The sequence below is a fragment of the Rhizorhabdus wittichii genome, from assembly GCF_017607425.1.
Lineage (GTDB): Bacteria > Pseudomonadota > Alphaproteobacteria > Sphingomonadales > Sphingomonadaceae > Rhizorhabdus > Rhizorhabdus wittichii.
Genome location: NZ_CP059319.1, coordinates 1,892,085 through 1,913,809 on the forward strand (window position 1 = coordinate 1,892,085; position 21,725 = coordinate 1,913,809).

General features: G+C 68.0%; 21 protein-coding genes and 1 tRNA gene. 13 read left to right on the forward strand and 9 right to left on the reverse strand.

Features of this window, described 5'->3' with window-relative positions; genetic code table 11:
* The first annotated feature begins 62 nt into the window (after window positions 1–62).
* A complete protein-coding gene (gene parE, locus HRJ34_RS08930; RefSeq protein ID WP_012050752.1) occupies window positions 63–2,045 on the forward strand; it encodes a DNA topoisomerase IV subunit B in 1,983 nt (660 codons plus the stop codon).
* A 99-nt stretch (window positions 2,046–2,144) separates the two neighbouring features.
* Here the strand turns inward: parE and folP are convergent, their stop codons facing one another.
* Together folP and HRJ34_RS08940 are read right to left on the reverse strand one after the other, a co-directional pair.
* Window positions 2,145–3,260, reverse strand: a complete 1,116-nt coding sequence (gene folP, locus HRJ34_RS08935) for a dihydropteroate synthase (RefSeq protein ID WP_208633895.1) — start codon at window positions 3,258–3,260, stop codon at window positions 2,145–2,147.
* A 40-nt stretch (window positions 3,261–3,300) separates the two neighbouring features.
* Window positions 3,301–4,449, reverse strand: coding sequence for a site-specific DNA-methyltransferase (locus HRJ34_RS08940; RefSeq protein WP_012050750.1), 1,149 nt, complete (start codon window positions 4,447–4,449; stop codon window positions 3,301–3,303).
* A gap of 248 nt (window positions 4,450–4,697) precedes the next feature.
* Here HRJ34_RS08940 and HRJ34_RS08945 point away from each other — a divergent pair, with 248 nt between their 5' ends.
* Window positions 4,698–5,045 carry a hypothetical protein gene (locus HRJ34_RS08945; RefSeq protein WP_226949115.1) on the forward strand — a complete coding sequence of 116 codons (348 nt, stop codon included), beginning with the start codon at window positions 4,698–4,700 and terminating at the stop codon, window positions 5,043–5,045.
* On the opposite strand, the gene HRJ34_RS08950 is transcribed toward HRJ34_RS08945, so the two are convergent.
* Both HRJ34_RS08950 and HRJ34_RS08955 read right to left on the reverse strand, forming a co-directional pair.
* A complete protein-coding gene (locus tag HRJ34_RS08950; protein WP_208633897.1) occupies window positions 5,046–5,654 on the reverse strand; it encodes a ribonuclease HII in 609 nt (202 codons plus the stop codon).
* Window positions 5,655–5,697: 43 nt separating this feature from the next.
* A complete protein-coding gene (locus HRJ34_RS08955; protein ID WP_012050747.1) occupies window positions 5,698–6,690 on the reverse strand; it encodes an L-histidine N(alpha)-methyltransferase in 993 nt (330 codons plus the stop codon).
* Window positions 6,691–7,026: 336 nt separating this feature from the next.
* Between HRJ34_RS08955 and HRJ34_RS08960 the strand changes: the two genes are divergently transcribed.
* Genes HRJ34_RS08960 through HRJ34_RS08975 form a run of 4 tightly spaced genes read left to right on the forward strand, consistent with a single transcriptional unit; the run spans window position 7,027 to window position 9,441 of the window.
* Window positions 7,027–7,665, forward strand: a complete 639-nt coding sequence (locus HRJ34_RS08960; protein ID WP_208633898.1) for a hydrolase — start codon at window positions 7,027–7,029, stop codon at window positions 7,663–7,665.
* Window positions 7,652–7,954 carry a GNAT family N-acetyltransferase gene (locus HRJ34_RS08965; RefSeq protein ID WP_208633899.1) on the forward strand — a complete coding sequence of 101 codons (303 nt, stop codon included), beginning with the start codon at window positions 7,652–7,654 and terminating at the stop codon, window positions 7,952–7,954. Before HRJ34_RS08960 ends, HRJ34_RS08965 begins: the two co-directional genes overlap by 14 nt.
* Window positions 7,955–7,978: 24 nt before the next feature.
* A complete protein-coding gene (locus tag HRJ34_RS08970; RefSeq protein WP_012050744.1) occupies window positions 7,979–8,869 on the forward strand; it encodes a pirin family protein in 891 nt (296 codons plus the stop codon).
* An 11-nt stretch (window positions 8,870–8,880) separates the two neighbouring features.
* Window positions 8,881–9,441 carry an NADPH-dependent FMN reductase gene (locus HRJ34_RS08975; protein ID WP_208633900.1) on the forward strand — a complete coding sequence of 187 codons (561 nt, stop codon included), beginning with the start codon at window positions 8,881–8,883 and terminating at the stop codon, window positions 9,439–9,441.
* Window positions 9,442–9,486: 45 nt separating this feature from the next.
* On the opposite strand, the gene HRJ34_RS08980 is transcribed toward HRJ34_RS08975, so the two are convergent.
* Window positions 9,487–9,562, reverse strand: a tRNA-Ile gene (locus tag HRJ34_RS08980).
* 47 nt (window positions 9,563–9,609) lie between these two features.
* Complete coding sequence (locus HRJ34_RS08985; RefSeq protein ID WP_030091257.1) at window positions 9,610–11,445, reverse strand: sensor histidine kinase; 1,836 nt, start codon at window positions 11,443–11,445, stop codon at window positions 9,610–9,612.
* 177 nt (window positions 11,446–11,622) lie between these two features.
* Between HRJ34_RS08985 and HRJ34_RS08990 the strand changes: the two genes are divergently transcribed.
* Window positions 11,623–12,099 (forward strand): Lrp/AsnC family transcriptional regulator, encoded by a 477-nt coding sequence (locus HRJ34_RS08990; RefSeq protein ID WP_012050741.1) that lies wholly within the window; start codon window positions 11,623–11,625, stop codon window positions 12,097–12,099.
* A gap of 78 nt (window positions 12,100–12,177) precedes the next feature.
* Here the strand turns inward: HRJ34_RS08990 and HRJ34_RS08995 are convergent, their stop codons facing one another.
* Entirely contained in the window at window positions 12,178–13,449 is a 1,272-nt protein-coding gene (locus tag HRJ34_RS08995) for a hypothetical protein (protein ID WP_030091256.1), read from the reverse strand.
* A gap of 199 nt (window positions 13,450–13,648) precedes the next feature.
* Here HRJ34_RS08995 and yaaA point away from each other — a divergent pair, with 199 nt between their 5' ends.
* From yaaA to gyrA, 3 genes are all read left to right on the forward strand, one after another.
* Window positions 13,649–14,410 (forward strand): peroxide stress protein YaaA, encoded by a 762-nt coding sequence (gene yaaA / locus HRJ34_RS09000; RefSeq protein ID WP_012050739.1) that lies wholly within the window; start codon window positions 13,649–13,651, stop codon window positions 14,408–14,410.
* Between the two features lie 67 nt (window positions 14,411–14,477).
* Window positions 14,478–14,651 carry a hypothetical protein gene (locus tag HRJ34_RS09005; protein ID WP_012050738.1) on the forward strand — a complete coding sequence of 58 codons (174 nt, stop codon included), beginning with the start codon at window positions 14,478–14,480 and terminating at the stop codon, window positions 14,649–14,651.
* A 298-nt stretch (window positions 14,652–14,949) separates the two neighbouring features.
* A complete protein-coding gene (gene gyrA, locus HRJ34_RS09010; protein ID WP_208633901.1) occupies window positions 14,950–17,703 on the forward strand; it encodes a DNA gyrase subunit A in 2,754 nt (917 codons plus the stop codon).
* A 27-nt stretch (window positions 17,704–17,730) separates the two neighbouring features.
* Here the strand turns inward: gyrA and HRJ34_RS09015 are convergent, their stop codons facing one another.
* Window positions 17,731–17,841, reverse strand: coding sequence for a hypothetical protein (locus HRJ34_RS09015; RefSeq protein WP_012050736.1), 111 nt, complete (start codon window positions 17,839–17,841; stop codon window positions 17,731–17,733).
* Between the two features lie 304 nt (window positions 17,842–18,145).
* On the reverse strand, window positions 18,146–18,430 hold the full coding sequence (locus HRJ34_RS09020; protein WP_012050735.1) for a hypothetical protein: 285 nt from the start codon (window positions 18,428–18,430) through the stop codon (window positions 18,146–18,148).
* Between the two features lie 20 nt (window positions 18,431–18,450).
* On the opposite strand from HRJ34_RS09020, the gene HRJ34_RS09025 reads away from it, so the two are divergent.
* From HRJ34_RS09025 to HRJ34_RS09035, 3 genes are read left to right on the forward strand one after another with little or no spacing between them, the layout of a single operon-like run.
* Window positions 18,451–19,596 carry a hypothetical protein gene (locus HRJ34_RS09025; protein WP_208633902.1) on the forward strand — a complete coding sequence of 382 codons (1,146 nt, stop codon included), beginning with the start codon at window positions 18,451–18,453 and terminating at the stop codon, window positions 19,594–19,596.
* Window positions 19,589–20,980, forward strand: a complete 1,392-nt coding sequence (locus tag HRJ34_RS09030; protein ID WP_208633903.1) for a cytochrome P450 — start codon at window positions 19,589–19,591, stop codon at window positions 20,978–20,980. Before HRJ34_RS09025 ends, HRJ34_RS09030 begins: the two co-directional genes overlap by 8 nt.
* Complete coding sequence (locus HRJ34_RS09035) at window positions 20,980–21,723, forward strand: class I SAM-dependent methyltransferase (RefSeq protein ID WP_208633904.1); 744 nt, start codon at window positions 20,980–20,982, stop codon at window positions 21,721–21,723. The genes HRJ34_RS09030 and HRJ34_RS09035 overlap by 1 nt, the downstream gene beginning before the upstream one ends.
* Window positions 21,724–21,725 lie beyond the last annotated feature (2 nt).

The following is a 21,725-nucleotide window of genomic DNA, read 5'->3' on the forward strand; positions in this document are numbered from 1 at the left end:
TCGTCGCATCGGTGTCGGCGCCACTTTCCTTTTGGCGTCGAGCGGTCCTATAGTCGCCGGCAATGTCCGACGATCTCTTCGCCTCCGCGCCGTCCACCAGTTCCGGAAATTATGACGCCTCGGCCATCGAGGTGCTGGAAGGGCTCGAACCCGTCCGGCGCCGGCCCGGCATGTATATCGGCGGCACCGACGAGCGCGCCTATCACCACCTCGCCGCCGAGGTGCTCGACAATGCGATGGACGAGGCGGTGGCGGGCCATGCGAACCGGATCGAGGTGTCGCTGCAGGTCGGCAACCGGCTGACCGTGATCGACAACGGCCGCGGCATCCCGGTCGATCCGCACCCGAAATTCCCCGGCAAGTCGGCGCTCGAGGTGATCCTGAGCACGCTCCATTCGGGCGGCAAGTTCAGCGACAAGGCCTATGCCACCTCGGGCGGCCTGCACGGCGTCGGCGTGTCGGTGGTGAACGCGCTGTCGACCGAGACGGTGATCGAGGTCGCCCGCAACAAGGAGCTGTTCCGCCAGCGCTTCTCGCGCGGGACCACGCTGGGCCCGATCGAGAAGCTGGGCGCGGCGCCCAACCGGCGCGGCACCAGCGTCTCCTTCACCCCCGATCCCGAGATCTTCGGCCCGAGCGCGCATTTCCGGCCGGGCCGGCTGATGCGGCTCGCCCGGTCGAAGGCCTATCTGTTCGCGGGGGTCGAGATCCGCTGGAAATGCGATCCCTCGCTGATCGGCGACGACACCCCGTCCGACGCGGTGTTCCAGTTCCCCGGCGGCCTGTCCGATCATCTGCGCGAGCAGATCGGCGACCGCGAATGCGCGACCAGCCAGTTCTTCTCGGGCAAGCAGGATTTCGCCGACGGCCAGGGATCGGTCGAATGGGCGGTCGCCTGGCCGCTCTGGTCCGAGGGCTCGTACAGCTATTATTGCAACACCATCCCGACCCCCGACGGCGGCACCCATGAGACCGGCCTGCGCGCCGCGCTGGTCAAGGGCATCCGCGGCTTCGCCGAACTGGTCGGCAACAAGCGCGCCAAGGACGTCACCGCCGACGACGTCGTCACCGGCTCCGAACAGATGCTGTCGGTGTTCATCCGCGATCCGCAATTCCAGAGCCAGACCAAGGACCGGCTGACCTCGCCCGACGCCGCGCGGCTCGTCGAGAATGCGGTGCGCGACCATTTCGACCATTTCCTCGCCGACAATATGGAGCGCGGCAAGGCGCTGCTCGCCTTCGTCCTCGACCGGATGGACGATCGCCTGCGCCGCAAGGCCGAACGCGACATCAAGCGCAAGACCGCGACCTCGTCGCGCAAGCTGCGCCTGCCCGGCAAGCTCACCGACTGCGCGAACGACTCGCCCGAAGGGACCGAGATGTTCATCGTCGAGGGCGACTCGGCCGGCGGATCGGCCAAGCAGGCGCGCGACCGCAAGACCCAGGCGATCCTCCCGATCCGCGGCAAGATCCTGAACGTCGCCTCCGCCAACAGCGCGAAGATCGGCGCCAACCAGGAAATCGCCGATATCATCCAGGCGCTCGGCTGCGGCAGCCGCGACAAGTGCAATGTCGATCTGCTGCGCTACGAGCGGATCGTGATCATGACCGACGCCGACGTCGACGGCGCCCATATCGCGACCCTGCTGATGACCTTCTTCTTCCAGGAGATGCCCGACCTCGTCCGCGAAGGGCATCTCTATCTCGCACAGCCGCCGCTCTATCGCCTGACCGCGGGCACCAAGAGCCTCTACGCCCGCGACGACGAGCATCGCGCCGAGATCGAGGCGAACGAGTTCAAGGGCAAGAAGGTCGAGGTCGCGCGCTTCAAGGGCCTGGGCGAGATGAACCCGCAGCAGCTTCGCGAGACGACCATGGACCCGGCGACCCGCACCCTGCTGCGCGTCACCCTGCCCCAGGAATATGAGGAGCGCGCCAGCGTCCGCGACCTCGTCGACCGGCTGATGGGCAAGAACCCCGAGCACCGCTTCGCCTTCATCCAGGCCAATGCGGCCAGCGTCGATGACGAAGAGATTGATGTGTAGGTGGCGTCGCCCCTGCGCAGGCAGGGGCCCATGTCTCTTCTCAGCCAGTTGACCATCGGGGAGAGGACAGACATGGCCCCTGCCTACGCAGGGGCGACGTCAAAAGGAAGGCGTCAGCGCCTCGTCGCGCATCCCGCGCCACACCCGGATCGCCTGCACCGTCTCGGGCACGTCGTGGACCCGCAATATCTGCGCGCCCATCTGGGCGCCGTGAAGCGCCAGCGCGACCGAGCCGCCGAGGCGCTGGTCGACCGGCGCCTCGTTCGACAGCGCGCCGATGATCCGCTTGCGGCTGGCGCCCAGCAGCAGCGGACAGCCGAGGCCGTGGAACAGCGCCAGCCCGTTCAATATCTGGAGATTGTGGCGGAGGTTCTTGCCGAAGCCGATGCCGGGATCGACGATGATCCGGCCGCGCGCGATGCCCGCCGCCTCGGCGAAGGCGATCCGCTCCGCCAGCCAGTCATAGACCTCGATCAGCGCGTCGCCGTAGCGCGGCTCGCGCTGCATCGTCTCGGGATCGCCCTGATGGTGCATCAGCACGACCGGGCAATCGTGCCGCGCCAGCAGCGCCGCCGCCTTCGGGTCATAAGCGAGCGCGGAGACGTCGTTGACGATCGCGGCCCCCGCCGCCAGCGCCGCCGCCATCACCGCCGCCTTGCGCGTGTCGATCGAGACGATCGCCCCGCCCGCCGCCAGCCGCCGCACCACCGGCTCGATCCGGGCGATCTCGTCGCCCTCCCAGACGGGTCTGGCGCCCGGCCGGGTCGATTCCCCGCCGACATCGACGATCGCCGCCCCCGCCTCGACCGCCGCGAAGGCGCCATCGGTCGCGGCGGCGGGGTCGTCGAGATGGTTGCCGCCGTCCGAGAAGCTGTCGGGCGTGATGTTGAGGATCAGCATGACCTGCGGCTGATCGAAGCGCAGGACGCGCGCGCCCAGTTCGACCGGTGGGCGCGGCGCCACGATCCGCGCGATCGTCCGCCGCGCGTCCTCCACCTGCTCGCCGGACAGGCTGTCGACGAAAGCATCGATCGCCGCGACGGGCACATGGCGGGTCGCGACCCGCTGCCCCCCATCGACGGCGATCACCTCATAGGCGGAGAACCAGACCAGTCCGCCCGCCAGCCGCGCCACCGTGCCCTCGGCATGGCCGAAGGGCGAGGCGACGAAGGCGGTCGGCCGGAAATAGAGCCGGGCGTAGCGGGAGATGCTCATGCCGCCGACCTATTCGCTCGAACGGCCGGAGGAAAGCCCGTCAGCTTCCGAGTTCGGCGAGGTGGCGCTGGCGGACCGCGTCGATCGGCTCGAGCCCCTGGGCGGTCTCGATGTGCCAGAAGCTCCAGCCGTTGCACGACGGCGCCTTCTGGAGCTGCGCGCCGAGCCGGTGGATCGAGCCGATCGCGCCGCAACCGCTCGCCAGCATCCCGTCCGCGCGGACCGTGGCCGACCAGCGGCGCCTGGCATCGGTGACGACCGAGCCCGGCGGGATCAGGCCACCCTCGACGAGCAGGCCGAAGGCGATGCGCGGCATGGCCTTCTTCTCGGGGATCGACATCATCGCGCTCTCGTCGAGCGGCAGGGTCGCGGCGATGCGCTGGGTCGCGACCTTGATATATTTGTCCTCGCGCTCGATCCCGATCCAGCGGCGGCCGAGGCGGCGGGCGACGGCGCCGGTGGTGCCGGTACCGAAGAAGGGATCGAGGACGAGGTCGCCCGGCTCGGTGCAGGCCAGCATCACGCGGTAGAGCAGGCTTTCCGGCTTCTGGGTCGGATGCGCCTTGTGGCCGTCATCGTCCTTCAGCCGCTCGCCGCCCGAGCAGATCGGCAGGGTCCAGTCGGACCGCATCTGCACATCGTCGTTGAGCGCCTTCATCGTGCGGTAGTTGAAGGTGTATTTCGCCTTCTCCGCCTTCGAGCACCAGATCAGCGTCTCATGCGCGTTGGTGAAGCGGGTGCCCTTGAAATTCGGCATCGGATTGGCCTTGCGCCAGACGATATCGTTGAGGACCCAGAAACCCTGGTCCTGCAGCGCGGTGCCGACGCGGAAGATGTTGTGATAGCTGCCGATCACCCAGATCGTGCCGTCGTCCTTCAGGATGCGGTGCGCCTCGCGCAGCCAGTCGCGGGTGAAGCGGTCATAGGCGGCGAAGGTGTCGAACTTGTCCCAGTCGTCGTCGACCGCGTCGACCTGGCTGCCATCGGGGCGATGCAGGTCGCCGCCGAGCTGGAGATTATAGGGCGGGTCGGCGAAGATCATGTCGACGCAGCGATCGGGCAGCGCGCGCATCGTCTCGATGCAGTCGCCACGGAGGATCTCGTTGAGCGGCAGGCGCGCCGCCGGCACGGCCTCGACATTCGCCCGCCGTGCCCGGCGGGTTGCCGGAATCTTTTCGAGAACACCCATGGAAAAACCATCCCCCTTCGAATTGCCTTAAGGGTGATTCATCAGGACTCTTCGGTCAAGATCAATGTTTTGGCTCTCGAATCTGAGATTCCAGTGAAGCCGGATGAACGAAAGGAGTCCGTTACCTCATATTGAGTCTCAACAGTCGGGGGAGACTCAATCCCTTGTGGTGTGGCCCCGAGGACTCACCCCCGTGGCTTTCGCGAAAAAAATTGGAACGGGCCGACCGTCCCGCCGTTCTTGCCGCCATGAGGCCGCCTTCGCCCCGCCGGATGTCGCCACTGCTGCTCTGGGTGTTCGCCGCCATGACGGGCGGGATCACGGCCGGGGCCGTCGCCGTCCACGGCCTCCGTCCCAACCGCTATGGCCCGATCGAACCGCCCTCGCTGTTCGCCCCCGCGCAGGCCGGCGCGCCGTCCGATGCCGCCGCCGATGCGCCCGACGGCCTGCTCTCGGCGGCGCGCTGCGACCAGTGCAGCGAACGCGACCTGGGCTATCGCTGGGCGGCCCTCGCCGCCGTCCACGAACCGGGACAATGCCCGAACGACAGCTGGGCCTTCCGGCGCGGCTGCCTCGACTATGTCGGCGGTATCTAGCTAGGCCGCCGGGAACAGCGAGAATTGGGCGACCGGCGCGAAGCTGCGGCGGTGGAGCGGCGACGGGCCCAGCCGCGCCAGCGCATCGAGATGGGCGGGGGTGCCATAGCCCTTGTTCTTCGCCCAGCCATAGCCCGGATGATGCGCGTCATAGTCGGCCATCATCCGGTCGCGCTCCTCCTTGGCGACGATCGAAGCGGCCGCGATCGACAGGCACAGCGCGTCGCCGCCGATCACCCATTGCGACGGCCGGGTCCAGCGCGGGCAGCGATTGCCGTCGACCAGCACCATCGCCGGCTCGACGCCCAGCGCCGCGACGGCGCGCTCCATCGCCAGCATCGACGCCCACAATATGTTGATCTCGTCGATCTCCTCGACCGTGGCGATGCCGACGCCGACATGCGCCACCTCGCGGATCTTGCCGCACAGATCGGCGCGCGCCTCCGCGCCGAGCTTCTTCGAATCGTCGATCCCCGCCGGCACGCGCTCGCGATCGAGGATCACCGCGGCCGCGACGACCGGCCCGGCCAGCGGCCCCCTGCCCGCCTCGTCGACCCCGGCGAGCGGCAATGGATGGGCGATTTCGAGATCGAAGCTGGGACCGGCCATGCGGCCGATCTATCGGCTCGGGCGGCCGCTGGCTAGGGCCCGGTCAGGCTCCGGCCTCCAGCAGGTGCAGGCTGAACAGCCGCTTCGCGTCGAACCAGACCTGGAGCGGCCGGAACCCCGCCCCGCGCACCAGCGCCTGGAAATCCTCGACCGAATATTTCCAGCTCTCCTCGACGTGGATCGCCTCACCCTGGTCGAACCGGAGGCGACGGCCGCCAACCTGGACCTCATGCAGGCCGAGGCTGACGAGGTCGTTGTTCACCCGTCCGCTGTCCTTGTCGAAGCGGACGCGATATTCGAACATCCGCTCGTCGAAATCGGCGCCGAGCTCGCGGTTCGCGCGGCGCAGCACGTCGAGGATCAGCGAGCGGTTGAGCCCGTGCGGATCGTCATAGGCCGCTTCGAGGATCAGCACGCTCTTGCGCAGGTCGACGCCGACCAGCAGCAGCCCGCGCCGGCCGAGCTCGCGTTCCCACAGCGACAGCATGGCGAGCGCCTCGGGCGGGTCGAAGGTGCCGATCGCGTTGCCGGGCAGATAGCCGAGCCGCCGCCCGCCGCCGGCATTGGGCGGCAGGTCGAAGCCGATGCGCGGATCGGCGCGGACCGCCTCGACCCACAGGCGCGGATGAAGCTGCTGGACGCGCCGGGCATCGTCGAGCAGCCTGTCGCGGTCGCGATCGACCATGACATAGCCCCAGGGCCGATCGAGGACCGACAGCAGCAACGAGGTCTGCGCGCTCGATCCGCGGCCGAAATCGACCAGTTGCGCCGCCGGGCCGACCAGCCGGGCGATCGCCACGGCCTGGTCGCGCAATATCTCCAGCTCGGCGCGCTGGACATAATATTCGGGCAGCGCGCAGAGCCGGTGGAAGGCCGGCGACCGGCGATCGAGCAGCATCGACCCGACCAGGCTCTTCGGCCGCCGCTCCATTCCGGCAAGGAACAGCGCCGCGAAGTCCGCCGGCGGCGGACCATGTTCGTGCAGCGCGACGATGTCTCCCGGCTTCGGGGCACCATCCGGGGAATGATCGGTCAAACGCGGTCTCCGGAGCCGGCAAGTCCTGTGTCCGGCGCGGCGCCAGGGCCTGCCCCGCAAGGGAAGCGATAGTCGCCGCGATGCGTAAAAAGTTCCTGATCCGTAATGGTTCCCAACAATTTAACGCTACGGAAGCCGCGCCGATTCGCGAAGAGCGCAAGCACCCAGCCCGCCCGGAAGCACCGGCAAAAGCGCCATCGTTCCATTGGTGGGACGCCGTCAAAATGCGATCTTTTCGTCATCAGCGGGTGCAGGTTTCATGCTTGTTTCAAGCCGGAAGACCGGCCGCCAGCGCCACTTCCGGGCCCACATCCCGGCCCCTTGCAGGAGGAAGACATGACAAGCGAAGCCATCCGCGATCCGAAGACCGATCACCTGCTCACGCCGCAGAATGCCGCCTTCATCATCATCGACTATCAGCCGGTGCAGGTGAACTCGATCGCCTCGATGGACCGCCAGTTGCTGCTCAACAATATCGCCGGCTGCGCCAAGGCGGCGGTCGTCTACGATCTTCCGGTCATCCACTCGACGGTGAACGTCGAGACGGGCCTCAACAAGCCGCCGGTCCCGCAGGTCCGCAAGGTGCTCGGCGACTATCCGACCTATGACCGCACCACCATCAACAGCTGGGAGGACGTCGAATTCCGCCAGGCGGTCGAGGCGACCGGCCGCCGGAAGCTGATCATGACCGCGCTGTGGACCGAGGCCTGCCTGACCTTCCCGGCGCTCGACGCGCTCGCCGAGGGCTATGAGGTTTATGTCCCGGTCGACGCGGTCGGCGGCACGTCGATCGCGGCCCATGAAGCGGCGCTGCGCCGTATCGAGCAGGCCGGCGGCAAGATGATCTCGGTGGCGCAGCTCTTCTGCGAACTCCAGCGCGACTGGAAGCGCAGCGAGACCGTCCCCGCCTTCATGAACCTGTTCATCGAAACCGGCGGCACCGCCGGCATCCAGTTCGGCTATGACAAGGCCTGATGCGATGGACCGCACGGTGAAGGACAACCCGGCCCAGCATCGCTTCGAGATCGCGCTGGACGGCGACGACGTCGCCGCGGCCTATTACCGGATCGACGACGCCGGCCGGGTCGTGCTGGCGCATACCGAGGTGCCCTATGAATATTCGGGACAGGGGATCGGCTCCCGGCTCGCGCAGGGCGTGTTCGACGCCATCCGGGCGAGCGGGCGCAAGGCGGTGCTCAAATGCAGCTTCATGGTCCGATATTATGCCCTGCACCCCGAATATTCGGATATCGTCGACGGCTGAACCGAGGCGTTGGGAGATGAGACAATGATCGAAATGGTGATCGAGCAGCGCCGTCGCAGCCTGGGCGGCGGGCTCGAGGTCGGCCGGGTGCTGCCCTTCGCGAAGCGGCGGATGGTCGGCCCCTTCATATTCTTCGACCATATGGGGCCGCTCGACGTGGCGGCCGGGGCCGATCGCAGCCTCGACGTGCGGCCGCACCCGCATATCGGCCTCTCGACCGTGACCTATCTGTTCTCGGGCGAGATCATGCACCGCGACAGCGTCGGGTCCGAGCAGGCGATCCGGCCTCGGGAAGTCAACTGGATGACCGCGGGCAGCGGCATCACGCATAGCGAGCGGTTCGAGAAGGCGCGCGCCTCGGGCGATCATCTCCACGGCATCCAGGCCTGGGTGGCGCTGCCGACGGCGGACGAGGAGACCGCGCCGAGCTTCTCCCACCATGCCGGCGCGGACCTGCCGCACTGGAACGACGGCGGGGTGGCGGGGCACCTGATCGCCGGGAGCGCCTATGGGCTGACGGCAGCGGCGCGGACCCATTCGCCGCTCTTCTACGCGCATCTCGACATGGAGCCGGGCGCGACCGCCGAGGTCCCGGCCGGCCATCCCGAACGCGCGCTCTACGTCGCCACCGGCGCTGTCGAGGTCGACGGCGCGCGCTACGATGCCGGCAAGATGCTCGTCCTCGGCGCCGACGTGTCGGCGTTGCGCGCCGTCGAGCGTTCCGCGGTGATGCTGCTCGGCGGCGAGCCGGTCGGCGAGCGCTATCTCTACTGGAACTTCGTCTCCTCGTCGCACGACAGGCTGGCGCAAGCGGCCGAAGACTGGAAGGCGGGCCGCATGAAGCTTCCCGACGCCGACGATCAGGAGTTCATTCCGCTCCCCGATGCCCCCCTGCCCACGCCGGCGAAGGCCTGAGAGGAGCCGCCATGACCCATATCATCGGCATCGCCGGCAGCCTGCGGCGACAGTCGTTCAACCTCGGCCTGCTACGCGCGGCGGAGGCGCTGATGCCGCCGGGCGCGACGCTCGACGCACGGACGCTCCACGGCATCCCGCTCTACAATGCCGACGAGGAGGAGGAAGCGGGCCTGCCCGACGCGGTCACGGCGCTGAAGGAAGCGGTCGCGACGGCCGACGGGGTGCTGCTGGTCACCCCCGAATATAATAACGGCATCCCCGGCGTGTTCAAAAACGCGATCGACTGGCTCTCGCGCCCGGCGACCGACATCGGCCGCATCTTCGGCAACCGGCCGATGGCGGTGATCGGCGCGTCGCCAGGCAATTTCGGAACGCTGCTCGCGCAGAACGACTGGCTTCCAGTGCTCCGTACGCTGGGCGCGCGGCCCTGGTTCGGCGGCCGCCTGATGGCGTCGCGCGCGCAATCGCTGTTCGACGGCGAAGGGCAGTTGACCGATGCGGCGACGCGCGACCGCCTCGGCGCCTTCATGGCCGGCTTCGTCGGCTTCATCGACGAAGCGAAGCGGTGACCGACCGCGTGGGCGGACAGGGGCCAGGATCGGGGTAAGGGACGCTGGTGGGCCCGGCAGGACTCGAACCCGCAACCTAGCCGTTATGAGCGGCCAGCTCTAACCATTGAGCTACAGGCCCCGCCCAGCGCCGCGCAGGCGATAGCCGAGGCTCCGCCGCGCGGCAAGTTACACCGCATCCTGCTCCGCCGACTGGTCGCCGAGGGGCAGGCTCAGATAGAAGCGGGTCGCATCGATCTCCAGCATGCCGCCGCTGGCGATGGCGAGGTTGCGGACGAGGCGGAGCGCGAAGCCGAGGCCGAGCACCGGCGCATCGGGCCAGTTGCCGCCCGGATTATAGCCGGGATCGAGCAGCATCTTCTCGTCGCGGCCGTCGAGCGAGCGCGGGCGCAGGATCGTCAGCAGCATATGGGTCGAACGGCGCGGGTCGCGCTGCAGGTCGACACTGATCCGCTCGCCCTCCCCCGCCATCGCGATCGTCGCGGCGAGCAGGCGCGACAGCATCCGCTCGACGGTGGGCGCGTCGACCGCGACCGGCGGCAGGGTGGAATCGATCCGGAAGGCGAGGCCGCTCGCCCGCTCCTTGGCGACCGCCTCGAAATTGGCATGGAGCCGGGTCAGGATCGCGCCGGCATCGACCGCCGCCAAACCGTGCGCCGGCGTCTCGGCGGTCCGCGCCGCGGCCACCATGTCGAGATCCTCGACCGCGCCGAGCAGCTTCTTGCTCTGGTCCAGTATCTCCTGCGCGCGGCCGCGATAGGCCGCCGCAGCGGGGCCGCGCATCTGCCCCTCGATCATCTCCGAAAAGCCGATGATCGCGTTGAGCGGGGTGCGCAGCTCATGGACCAGGTGGCGCAGCGAATCATTGAGTCCCGGCTCGGCCGGCGGCCCCGATCCGCCCGCCATGACGGCGGCGCTCTCGTCGGCGCGCGGGCGGCGGGCGGTGCCGCGATAGCCGCTGAACCGGCCGTCCTTGGGATCGAAGAAGGGCACCGCCGAAATCCGCCAGTCGCCCGATGCGGGCCCCTGCCCGGCGATCGTCAGCCGGGCGTCGCGGAACGGGGTGCGGCTGCGATAGGCGCCCGCGGCATGGCCGTCGACGCCATGGTCGGTCTGGTGCGCGGCGACGGCGATGGTCTCGCCGATGATCGGCCCGCGCGGCACGCCCTGCACCCAGCAGATGACCCCGTCGACGCCGGTCTCGAACCGGAAATTCTCGACCCGGCCCGATGCGCCGCCGTCGCCGGCCGCCTCGCCCTCGAGCGCCGCCTGCGGATAGCGGCTGCGGAACGTCTCGATACGGGACAGGAGATCGCGGATCTGGCTCTCGCCCGACGGCGGCAGCGGCTCCGCCGCCTCGTCGAGCCAGGCCGAGAGCGCGGCAGGCTCCACCGGCTCCGGCACGTCCTGCGATCCGGCCGTCTCGACTGCCGGAGGGAGTTCCTCGACGGCCACGGCGACCGGCGGCTCCGGCTCCTGCGCCTCGGCGACCAGCGCCTCGATCGGCGCCGCCAGCGGCGCGAGGCTCGCCTCGGGCGTCTCCACCGGCCCCTGGATCAGGAAATCGCTGGAGCCGAAGCCTTCGAGCGCCTTCTCGACCTCGCCGCCCAGATCGCGCCGGTTGCGCAGCAGGTTGCGCGCGCTGGGGGTGAGCCGGGGAAGCAGGTCGAGCCATTGCCGCCCGCCGAGGATGACATGGCCGAGCATCGGCGCGGCGATATGGGGCAGGTCCTCGGCGAACAGCAGGACTAGTTCGGGGGGCACCCGCCGCCCGGCGAGGCCGCGCCCGGCGGCCAGCCGCAGCTCGACCGGAATCTCCGGCCGCACCGAGCGCAGGAAATTATAGGCATCGACGGCGCGCGGCGCGTCGACCAGCGGATCGTCGACGCGATGCCCACGCCCCTGCGCCAGCACGTCGACCACCTGGCGCCAGAGGATCGCCCTGGCTTCGGGCGTCGGCGCCGGTTGCGCAAGCAACGTGGCCAGCATGTCATCGAAACGCAAAGACCCGCCTCCACTCGGTCTTGAACGGGTTTCAGCCACCGTTCCCCCTGCCGCGGATATTAGATGGCAACGGCGCGAGCGGAAAGAGCGTTTGAACGGAAGCGCTCGCCGCTATTTTTATTGCACTTGCCGGAAACTTTATTCTACGGATAGTGCCAGTTTTTGAAAGGTTGCTCCATGTCCGCCCCCTCGCTCGATCAAATCGATCGCACCATCCTGCATGAGCTGCAGGAGGACGGGCGGATGACCAACGTCGACCTGGCCCGGAAGGCCGGCCTCACCGCCCCGCCCTGCCTCCGCCGCGTGCGCGCGCTGGAGGAAGCGGGGGTGATCGAGAGCTACCATGCCCGCCTCAACGCCGCCGCGCTCGGCTATGGCATCACCGTGTTCGCGCTGGTGTCGCTGCGCAGCCAGGCCGAGGAAGACCTTCGCCAGTTCGAGAGCCATGTCGCCGCGCTGCCCGAGGTGCGCGAATGCCACATGCTCAACGGCGAGATCGACTTCATCCTGAAGATCGTCGCGCACGACCTGCAGGCCTTCCAGCAGTTCCTGACCTCGCAGCTCACCACCGCCCCCAACGTCGCGAGCGTCAAGACCTCGCTGACGATCAGGACCTCCAAGGACATCGCCGGCATTCCCGTCGACGGAATCTGACCGTCTCCCATCGCGATACCAACGGAAAGGGCCCGGGCGCCGATGGCGTCCGGGCCCTTTCCGTGATGCCGAACGGGCTCAGGAGGTCGGCGGGGTCTGCGCCCAGACCTTCGCATAGCTGGCGAGCACGGCGTAGTTGCCGGTCGTCACCTGGTCGAGGGCCGCCTTGGCGCCGGCCTTGTCGCCGGCCTGGGCGAGCGCGAGGCCGAGGCGGAAATTGGCCTGGGCGGCGTCGGCGCCGGGCTTGGTCAGCGCGACCTTGTACAGCTCGGCCGCCTTCGCATAGTCCTTGTAGCCATAGACGAGATCGGCGGTCGTCATCACCGACTTGTAGGTCGCCTTCGGGCCGTTGGCGGCGGTGACCGCCGCCGGGATCGAGGCCTTGTCCGGCGCCAGCTTCGGCTGCGACAGGGCGATGATCTCACGCGTGTTCTGGCTGGTCGAAGGATTCAGCTTGCCCGCCGCGATACCCTCGTTGAGGACGTCGACCGCCTCGTTCGGGAAGCGCAGATACACCGCCAGCGCATAGTCGATATAGTTGGACTGCGCCGACAGCGGCAGCACGCCGGCCGCGCGCGACAGGCGCAGCAGGTCGAGATCGACGTCACCCGACAGGCCGGCCATCTGGCGATAGATGAACAGCGAGTCATGCCAGTTCTGCTTGACCGGATAGGCGGTGAGCCAGGCGGTGGTGATCTTGACGAACTGGTTCGGCAGCTTGCCACGCGAGGCCATGTCGGCGCCGCGGCCATACCATTCGCTGGGCGCGGCCTGGCCGGCGGCGGCCTTGGCGTCGATCACCTTCTGGAGCGTCGCCAGCGCCTCGGTGGTCTTGCCGTTGCGCGACTGGGCGTCGGCCAAGATCGCATAGGCGTCCGCCTCGGTGCTGCCGGCGGCGATGGCGCGCGACAGCGAAGCCTCGGCCTTGGCATAGTTCTTCGCCTGATAGGCGAACTGGCCCTGGAACCAGTAATATTTGGAACGGGCCTCGTCATTGAGCTGGTTGGCGGCCTCGCCGGTGGCGATCAGCTCGTCGAGCGCGGTCGAAAGCCGGGCCTGGTCGCCGCTCGCCTGGGCGGCGTTGAGGCCGTACTGGGCGACGACATATTGCTCCTCGGGAGTCTTGGCGAGCTGCTTGGCCTGCGCCAGCGCGGCGTCGGCGGCCGGGAGGTTCTTGGCCTTGATCGCGGTGTCGGCCTCGGCGAGCGGCTTGCGGATCGCCTCGCCGATCTTGAGCGCGGGCGCGGCGGCCTCATCCTTCTTCTTGGCAAAGGCGGGGGTACCCGGCGCCACCGCGGCGACGGCAACGCCAAGCGCCGCGACGAGCGCAAAACGGGACGTGAATTTCATGCTTCAGGCCTCCTAGACGGCGACCGCAAGGGGAACGGCCGCCGGTAAAACACGCCGGTTGACTAATCGCTCCCACGGTTCCGCACAAGCGCGGGCGAAATGATCCGGCTTCACTCGTCGCGCTCTAGGCACCACTCGCTGAATGGGGATTGAACCGCCGGCGGTTGATCGCTTCCGTCCGCACAGCTAGGGCGGGGCCATGCTGCTGCTCCTCTCGCCCGCCAAATCGCTCGATTATACGAGCCCGCTGCCCCCGCTCGAAGCCACCGCGCCGCGCTTCGCGGAGGAGGCGCTGGCGACCGCGCAGGCCGCCGCGAAGCTGAGCGCCAGGAAGCTCGCCGGGCTGATGGGCATCTCGGACAAGCTGGCGAAGCTCAACGCCGGCCGCTACGCCGATTTCGCCGGCCAGGAGGAGCGGCCCGCGCTCTACGCCTTCTCGGGCGACGTCTATGTCGGCTTCGAGGCGAAGACGCTCGACGAGCCCGCGATCGGCTTCGCGCAGGACCATGTCCGCATCCTCTCGGGCCTTTACGGCCTGCTCCGCCCGCTCGACCTGATTCGCCCCTATCGGCTGGAGATGGGAACGCGCTGGGCGCCGGGCCGCAAGAAGAACCTCTACCAGCTCTGGGGCAGCAAGATCTCCGACGCGCTGGCGGCCGACCTGCTCGGCGAGGGATCGGACGTGATCGTCAACTGCGCCAGCAAGGAATATTGGCACGCGGTCGACCAGGCCCCGCCCAAGGGCATCCGCATCATCACCATGGATTTCCGCGAGCTGGCGCCGCAGGGCCTGATCTTCAACAGCTTCGGCGCGAAGCGCGCGCGCGGCATGATGGCGCGCTGGATGTGCGAGCATCGGATCACCGACCCCGAGGGGCTGAAGGGCTTCGACAGCGACGGCTATGCCTATTCTGCCGAGGGATCGGACGATTCGACCTGGCGCTTCGTCAAGACCCGCTGATCCGCGACAGGAACATCCCGCGACCCGGCCCGTTGATGTCCGGGAGGGGCCGACGGGAGAGAGGATCATGGACAGCCGGACGCACCCGACCGATCGGGACAAGGGCAATGGCGTGGAGCTCACCACCGAGCAAGCCCGCGCCGGCGCGACCCCGCACATGACGCGCTACATCCTCGGCTGGGGCCTGGCGCTCGTCATCATCGCCTTCCTGATCGTGCTGGCGGCGAACAACTGGGGTTGAATCTTGGTGGGAAATGATCCTGTGGATCATTTCGAGCGGCACCGGCCCGCTCCCCCACCCGACCTCCCACTCAGTGTATCCCTTGATGGGAGGTCGGGTGGGGGAGCGGGCCGGTGCCGCAAAATGCGGTGAAACCGCATTTTCCAAACAGGCACCCCGTCGCGGGATCGTAACAGCACCACGCTACGCGCTGGAGGCAGGATCGGCTCTGGCCTTTGCGACCGTCCTTCGTTAGGAGCATGTGACCGCCCCGTTCCGGGGCCAGAACACCGCTTCAACGAACACGGACCCAAAGACTTTGGCCAGCGTACCGCCGCCCATCGAAAACAGCGACATTTCCCCGATCTCGATCATCGACGAGATGAAGTCGAGCTATCTCGACTATGCCATGTCGGTGATCGTGTCGCGCGCCCTTCCCGACGTGCGCGACGGGTTGAAGCCGGTGCACCGCCGCATCCTCTATGCGTGCCAGGAGGGCGGCTTCGTCCCGGGCCGGCCCTATCGCAAGTCGGCGAAGATCGTCGGCGACGTGATGGGCAACTATCACCCGCACGGCGACAGCTCGATCTACGACGCGCTCGCGCGCCTCGCCCAGGATTGGGCGATGCGGGTGCCGCTGATCGACGGCCAGGGCAATTTCGGCTCGATGGACCCCGATCCGCCGGCGTCGATGCGCTATACCGAGGCGCGGCTCGCCAAGGTGGCGATGACCCTGCTCGACGACCTCGACAAGGACACCGTCAACTTCACGCCGAACTATGACGGCTCGCGCGACGAGCCGCAGGTGCTGCCGGCGCGCTTCCCGAACATCCTGGTCAACGGCGCCGGCGGCATCGCGGTCGGCATGGCGACCAACATCCCGCCCCACAATCTCGGCGAGGTGATCGCGGCCTGCAAGGCCTATGTCGACAATCCCGCGATCTCGATCGACGAGCTGATGGCGATCGTGCCCGGCCCGGACTTCCCGACCGGCGCGCTGATCCTCGGCCAGTCGGGCGCGCGGCAGGCCTATCATACCGGGCGCGGCTCGATCATCATGCGCTCGCGCCACGAGGTCGAGGAAAGCCGCGGCGATCGCCGCTCGATCGTCCTGACCGAAATCCCCTACCAGGTCGGCAAGTCGGGCCTGGTCGAGAAGATCGCCGAGGCGGCGAAGGACAAGCGGATCGAGGGCATCTCCGACATCCGCGACGAGTCGAACCGCCAGGGCGTCCGCATCGTCATGGACCTGAAGCGCGACGCGACCCCGGACGTGGTGCTCAACCAGCTCTGGCGCCACACCCCGGCGCAGACCAGCTTCCCGGCCAACATGCTCGCGATCCGCGGCGGCCGGCCCGAGACGCTGAACCTGCGCGACATCGTCGAATCCTTCGTCAAGTTCCGCGAGGAGGTCATCACCCGCCGCTCGAAGTTCGAGCTGAACAAGGCGCGCGAGCGGGCGCATATCTTGCTCGGCCTCGTCATCGCGGTCACCAACCTCGACGAGGTGGTGCGGATCATCCGCCGGTCGGCGAGCCCCGCCGAGGCGCGCGCCGCGCTGATCTCGCGCGAATGGCCGCGCGGCGAGATCGAATCCTACATCAAGCTGGTCGAGGCGGTCGACACGATCGGCGACGCGCCGACCTACCAGCTCAGCGAGGTCCAGGTCCGCGCGATCCTCGACCTGCGCCTGCACCGCCTGACCGCGCTCGGCCGCGACGAGATCGGCGACGAACTTGCCAAGCTCGCCGAATCGATCGCCGAGCTGCTCGAGATCCTCGGCAACCGGGTCCGCCTCTACCAGGTGATGGTCGAGGAATTCGACGCGATCCTGGTCGAGTTCGCGACGCCCCGCCGCACCGAGATCGCGCCCGCCGGCGACGACATCGACGACGAGGACCTGATCGAGCGCGAGGACATGGTCGTCACCGTGACCCACGGCGGCTACATCAAGCGCACCCCGCTCGAAGCCTTCCGCGCGCAGCGCCGCGGCGGCAAGGGCCGCTCGGGCATGGCGACCAAGGACGAGGACGCCGTCACCGAGCTGTTCGTGACGAGCACCCACACGCCGGTGCTGTTCTTCTCGAACCACGGCAAGGTCTATCGCAAGAAGGTGTGGCGCCTGCCGGAGGGCGCGCCGCAGGCGCGCGGCCGGCCGATGATCAACCTGCTGCCGCTGGCCGACGGGGAGAAGATCACCACCGTCCTGCCGTTGCCCGAGGACGAGGAGAGCTGGAGCACGCTCCACGTCGTCTTCGCGACCGCGCACGGCAATGTCCGCCGCAACTCGATGGACGCCTTCGCCAATGTGCCGACCAACGGCAAATTCGCGATGCGCTTCGACGAGGACGCCACCGACCGGCTGATCGGCGTCGCGCTGCTGACCGAGCAGGACGACGTCCTGCTCGCGACCCGCGGCGGCAAGGCGATCCGCTTCGCCTCCACCGACGTGCGCGAGTTCCAGAGCCGCACCTCGACCGGCGTACGCGGCATCCTGCTCAAGGGCGACGACGAGGTGATCTCGCTGTCGATCCTCAAGGGCTTCGACGCCTCCACCGAGGAGCGCGACGCCTATCTGCGCGCCGCGCCATGGAAGGACAACGAGGCCGACCCGACGCTGTCGCCCGAACGCATGGCCGAGTTCGAGGCCGCCGAGGAGTTCATCCTGACGGTCTGCGCCAACGGCTATGGCAAGCGCAGCTCGGCCTATGAATATCGCCGGACCGGCCGTGGCGGCCAGGGCATCGGCAATATCGACAATCTCGAGCGCAACGGCCCGGTCGTCGCCAGCTTCCCGGCGCATAATGGCGAGCAGCTCATGCTCGTCACCGACCAGGCCAAGCTGATCCGCCTCTCGGTCGGCGACACTCGCGTCATCGGCCGCAACTCGGCCGGCGTCCGCCTGTTCAACGTCTCCGACAACGAGCATGTCGTCGGCGCGGCGCGGATCGAGGAGAGCGACGACGAGGCCGAGGCCGACCTGGGCGACGGCACCGGCGAGATCGCCCCCGCCGACGACGCGGTGGTGGGCGAGGACCTGGCCGACGGCGGCGAGGCATCGGGCGACGAATGAGGGGGCCCCGGCGCAGGCCGGGACGGATCACAGCCCCTTCAGCACCCCTTCGAGCTTGTCGACCGGATGGTTGACGAGGTCCTTGTCGACCTCCGCCACGCTTCGCCCCTCGACCACCTTGTCATAATGCCGACGCAACTCGCCTAGAGCGATTTCTAGGCAGATGGAAACATCTGCCGGCTCGGAAATCGCGGTAAAACAATCACCTAGAGCGGCCGATCTGATGCAATCAGATCGTGAACCGCTCTAGCATGCGGGGCGGCGTTTTCTGTTCTCCTCTCGATCATCTGCGAAGATAAGGCGTCAGGCAGGCGGGGGTTGCCCTTCGCCACCCGTCACCCCAGCGAAGGCTGGGGTCCATGTTTCTCATCAGCCAGATGGCATCTGAGAGGAATACAGACATGGATGCCAGCCTCCGCTGGCATGACGATGGTTGAGAAACTCAATAGCGCCGGAACAGCTTCCGCACGAGCTGACCACGCCAGGGGCGGCCGTGATAGTTGAAGAAGAACCAGCCGTAGACCGTCGTGAAATAGAGCACGACGAAGGCCAGCGGATCGCGGTTGGCGCGCATGTGGCGGAACAGGGCGAGGTCGGCGGCGCGGCGGTCGCGCTCGGTGCCGCCGCCATAGATCCCATAGGCATTGTCATGGGCGCGGCAGCCGGCATTGCGATTATGCCTGGAGCCGTCCATGAAGAGACAATAGTCACGTTCCCTGTCAGCCATGGGTCGAGTAAGCAGCGGCGATGCCGGCGTTCAAGCGCAAAATCTTCTATCTCAGCGGTTTCGATCCCCGGGGCGCTCGCTTCTACCACCAGCTCTATGCCGAGCAGGCGGCGCTGTTCGGGGCGAAGGCCGGCCGCGAGATCGCGGTCGGCAAGCGCCGGCGCGAGCCGCCCCATTCGGTCGCCTGGACGGTCGAGGACAAAGGCGGGGAGAAGGAGGGCGGCGACACCGTCACCGACCATGTCTTCCTCGGCTGGGACGACGTGGTGCGCAGCCATTGGGTCAAGAATCCGCTCGCGCTGCTCCGCCGGTCGGTCGTCGCCTATTGGAATTTCACCCGGCTGCTCGACTGGCCGATCGTCCGGACCTTCCCCTTCGGGGTCCGCTTCGCCTTCTATTATCCCGGCGTCTCGACGATCCTGCTGCCGGTCCTGTTCGGCCTGCTGCTCGCGCTGCCGCTGATCCTGCTGCTGGGGTCGACCTGGGGCGTCGCGGCGGCGGCCCTCGTAGGCCTCGCGGTGGCCCTGTTCGTGGTGAAGAAGATCCAGGGTTTCTGGCTGCTGCGCTTCATCATCTTCAACGACACGCTGGCGAGCGACCGCCTGCCCGCCGACGTCGACGAGCGGATGGCCGAGTTCGCCGGCCAGATCCGCGCCAGCCTCGACGAGGACTGGGACGAGATATTGTTCGTCACCCACAGCAACGGATCGATCCTCGCGGTGCCGATCATGGCCCGGCTGCTCGACGCCTGTGGCGGCGCCCTGCCAGACCGGTTCAGCCTGGTGACGCTGGGGTCGTGCATCGCCCTGATCGGCAACCGCAAGGACAGCCGCCGCTTCCATGCGCTGCTCGAACGGGTCGGCCAGGGCGATTTCCGCTGGCTCGACATCGGATCGATCACCGACGGCGCCTGCATCGCCGGGATCGACCCCTGCGTGAGCTGCGCCCGACCGCGCCGCGCCCGGCTGTTCCAGACCAGCCCGCGCTGGTTCAAATATTGCGATCCGGCGACCTATCAGGCGCGCCGCCGCAACAAATACGAGACCCATTTCGACTATCTCAGGACCTTCGACCGCATCTCGCCGCTCGACTATCTCGCGATCAGCTCCGGCCCGCGCCCGCTGGCCGCGTCGATCGAAGCCTTCAAGGCCGAGAACCATGGCTGACGCGCCCGAGGGCGAAGGGCCGTTCACGCCCCCCTACCCCGTCCCGCACCGGAGCAAGGCGTCGCTGTTCAAGCGCTTCCTGACCGGCTGGAACAGCTGGATCCACACGCTGTTCGAGCGCAGCTACACGATGCAGATGGGCGAGATCCGCCTGCCCCGGCTCGATTTCTTCATCGCCAACGACCTGTCGGTGGTCGAGCGGGTGATGGACGACCGGGAGAAGGTGTTCCCCAAGCACCGCTTCCAGCACGAGCTGCTCGACCCGCTGATCGGCAACAGCGTCTTCTCCGCCAACGGCAAGGACTGGGAAGATCAGCGCGAGATGGTCAACCCGGCCTTCGCGCACACCAACCTCAAGCGCGTCTTCCCCGCGATGCAGGGCGCGGTCGACGACCTGCTGGCCACCATCGCGACGATGGACCGGTCGAAGCCGATCGCGGTCGACCCGCTGATGACCCATGTCGCGGCCGACATCATCTACCGCACCATCTTCTCGGTGAAGCTCGACCAGGCCAGCGCCGACCGCATCTACCACGCCTTCCACCGCTATCAGAAGAACATCCAGCCGGGCGCGATGCTCAAGCTCTACGGCCTGCCGCTGTTCGGCTATCGGCGGCGCGCGGCGCGCGCGGCGGCGGAGATCCACGCCGTGTTCGGCCCGATCGTGAAGGCGCGCTACGACGCATGGCATAGCGGCGGGGGCGAGGCCGGGAACGACATCCTCCAGTCGCTGCTCGAGGCGCGCCATCCGGCAAGCGGCGAGCCGTTCAGCTACCAGGCGATCATGGAGCAGGTGTCGACCATCTTCCTGGCCGGGCACGAGACCGCCGCATCGGCGATGACCTGGGCGCTCTACCTGCTCGCCGAATGTCCGCACTGGCAGGAGGCGCTGCTCGCCGAGATCGATCGCGAGACAAAGGCCGAGCCGATCGCCTTCGAGCATCTGCGCGCGCTGGGCGGCGTCCGCAACCTGTTCCGGGAGACGCTGCGCCTCTATCCGCCGGTCAGCTTCCTGGTGCGCGAGGTGACGGCACCGACGACGATGCGCGACAAATTGCTCCACAAGGGCGCGATGATCGTGATCTCGCCCTGGCTGATCCAGCGCAACCGCAACAACTGGAAATGCCCGCACGCCTTCGCGCCCGAGCGGTTCGACGATCCCGAGGAGGCCGAGGCCTGCCGCCGCGCCTATATGCCGTTCGGCAAGGGGCCGCGCATCTGCATCGGCGCGGGCTTCGCGCAGCAGGAGGGCATGCTGATCCTCGCCAGCATCGTCCGCGCCTTCCGCCTGCGCTATCCCGACATTCCCCGGCCCGAACCGGTCAGCCGGCTGACGCTGCGTCCCAAGAGCGCGGTCCAGCTCTGGTTCGAGGACCGTCACTGATGCTGGAAGACCTCCCGACCGCCGAGCTTGCCGCCTATGTGCGCAAGTGGGACGGCCACCTCTCCCGCTATTTCGGTCCGCGGATGGACCCGGCGGGGAAGCGCATCCTCGTCATCGGATCGCAGTTCGGCCCCGAGATATTATGGGCGCTCAAGCGCGGCGCGGCGCATGTCGTGGGCGTCGATCCGGCCCCCGCGCGCACCGACGCGCTGGAGGCCGCGCTGGTCGAGGCTGGCCTGGGCGACCGGCTCGACGCGTTCGAGATGATCAGCGGCACCACCCACACGCTCGGCGAGATGGGCGGCTTCGACTATGTCATGTCGAACAATGTGTTCGAGCATATCCACGACCTCGCCCACACCTTGATGTCGTTGCGCCGTTTCGTCCCGGCCCGGGGCAACCGGGTCGTCATCTTCGCCGATCCGCTGTTCTACTCCTCCGCCGGACACCATCTTCGCGCAGGGCCGTGGGATCATCTCACCCGATCGGCGGCGGAGCTCGAACCGACGGTGCCGCCGCGCCAGTGGGAGGCCTATCGCACCCAGCTCAACGGCATGACGATCACCGATTTCCTCGGCGCGGTGCGCGACAGCGGGATGATCCTGCTCGACCTCGGCATCGTCGCCGATCGGGCGCTCGACCGTTTTGCCGAACTGCGCCCGCTCATCTCGCCGGGCCTGAAGCCGATGGACCTGTGCTGCGAGGGGATCGCCTGCACCCTCGCCTTCCCCGAGAATATCTGAAC

Bases quoted from the DNA above. Each gene is read 5' to 3' on its own strand.
- parE (WP_012050752.1), top strand. From the start codon at position 63: ATGTCCGACGATCTCTTCGCCTCCGCGCCGTCCACCAGTTCCGGAAAT.
- folP (WP_208633895.1), bottom strand. From the start codon at position 3,260: ATGAGCATCTCCCGCTACGCCCGGCTCTATTTCCGGCCGACCGCCTTC.
- HRJ34_RS09035 (WP_208633904.1), top strand. From the start codon at position 20,980: ATGCTGGAAGACCTCCCGACCGCCGAGCTTGCCGCCTATGTGCGCAAG.
- HRJ34_RS08990 (WP_012050741.1), top strand. From the start codon at position 11,623: ATGTCCGCCCCCTCGCTCGATCAAATCGATCGCACCATCCTGCATGAG.
- HRJ34_RS08940 (WP_012050750.1), bottom strand. From the start codon at position 4,449: ATGGGTGTTCTCGAAAAGATTCCGGCAACCCGCCGGGCACGGCGGGCG.
- HRJ34_RS08975 (WP_208633900.1), top strand. From the start codon at position 8,881: ATGACCCATATCATCGGCATCGCCGGCAGCCTGCGGCGACAGTCGTTC.
- HRJ34_RS08960 (WP_208633898.1), top strand. From the start codon at position 7,027: ATGACAAGCGAAGCCATCCGCGATCCGAAGACCGATCACCTGCTCACG.
- HRJ34_RS08995 (WP_030091256.1), bottom strand. From the start codon at position 13,449: ATGAAATTCACGTCCCGTTTTGCGCTCGTCGCGGCGCTTGGCGTTGCC.
- yaaA (WP_012050739.1), top strand. From the start codon at position 13,649: ATGCTGCTGCTCCTCTCGCCCGCCAAATCGCTCGATTATACGAGCCCG.
- HRJ34_RS08970 (WP_012050744.1), top strand. From the start codon at position 7,979: ATGATCGAAATGGTGATCGAGCAGCGCCGTCGCAGCCTGGGCGGCGGG.
- HRJ34_RS08950 (WP_208633897.1), bottom strand. From the start codon at position 5,654: ATGGCCGGTCCCAGCTTCGATCTCGAAATCGCCCATCCATTGCCGCTC.
- HRJ34_RS09030 (WP_208633903.1), top strand. From the start codon at position 19,589: ATGGCTGACGCGCCCGAGGGCGAAGGGCCGTTCACGCCCCCCTACCCC.
- HRJ34_RS09005 (WP_012050738.1), top strand. From the start codon at position 14,478: ATGGACAGCCGGACGCACCCGACCGATCGGGACAAGGGCAATGGCGTG.
- HRJ34_RS08965 (WP_208633899.1), top strand. From the start codon at position 7,652: ATGACAAGGCCTGATGCGATGGACCGCACGGTGAAGGACAACCCGGCC.
- HRJ34_RS09025 (WP_208633902.1), top strand. From the start codon at position 18,451: ATGCCGGCGTTCAAGCGCAAAATCTTCTATCTCAGCGGTTTCGATCCC.
- HRJ34_RS09020 (WP_012050735.1), bottom strand. From the start codon at position 18,430: ATGGCTGACAGGGAACGTGACTATTGTCTCTTCATGGACGGCTCCAGG.
- HRJ34_RS08945 (WP_226949115.1), top strand. From the start codon at position 4,698: ATGAGGCCGCCTTCGCCCCGCCGGATGTCGCCACTGCTGCTCTGGGTG.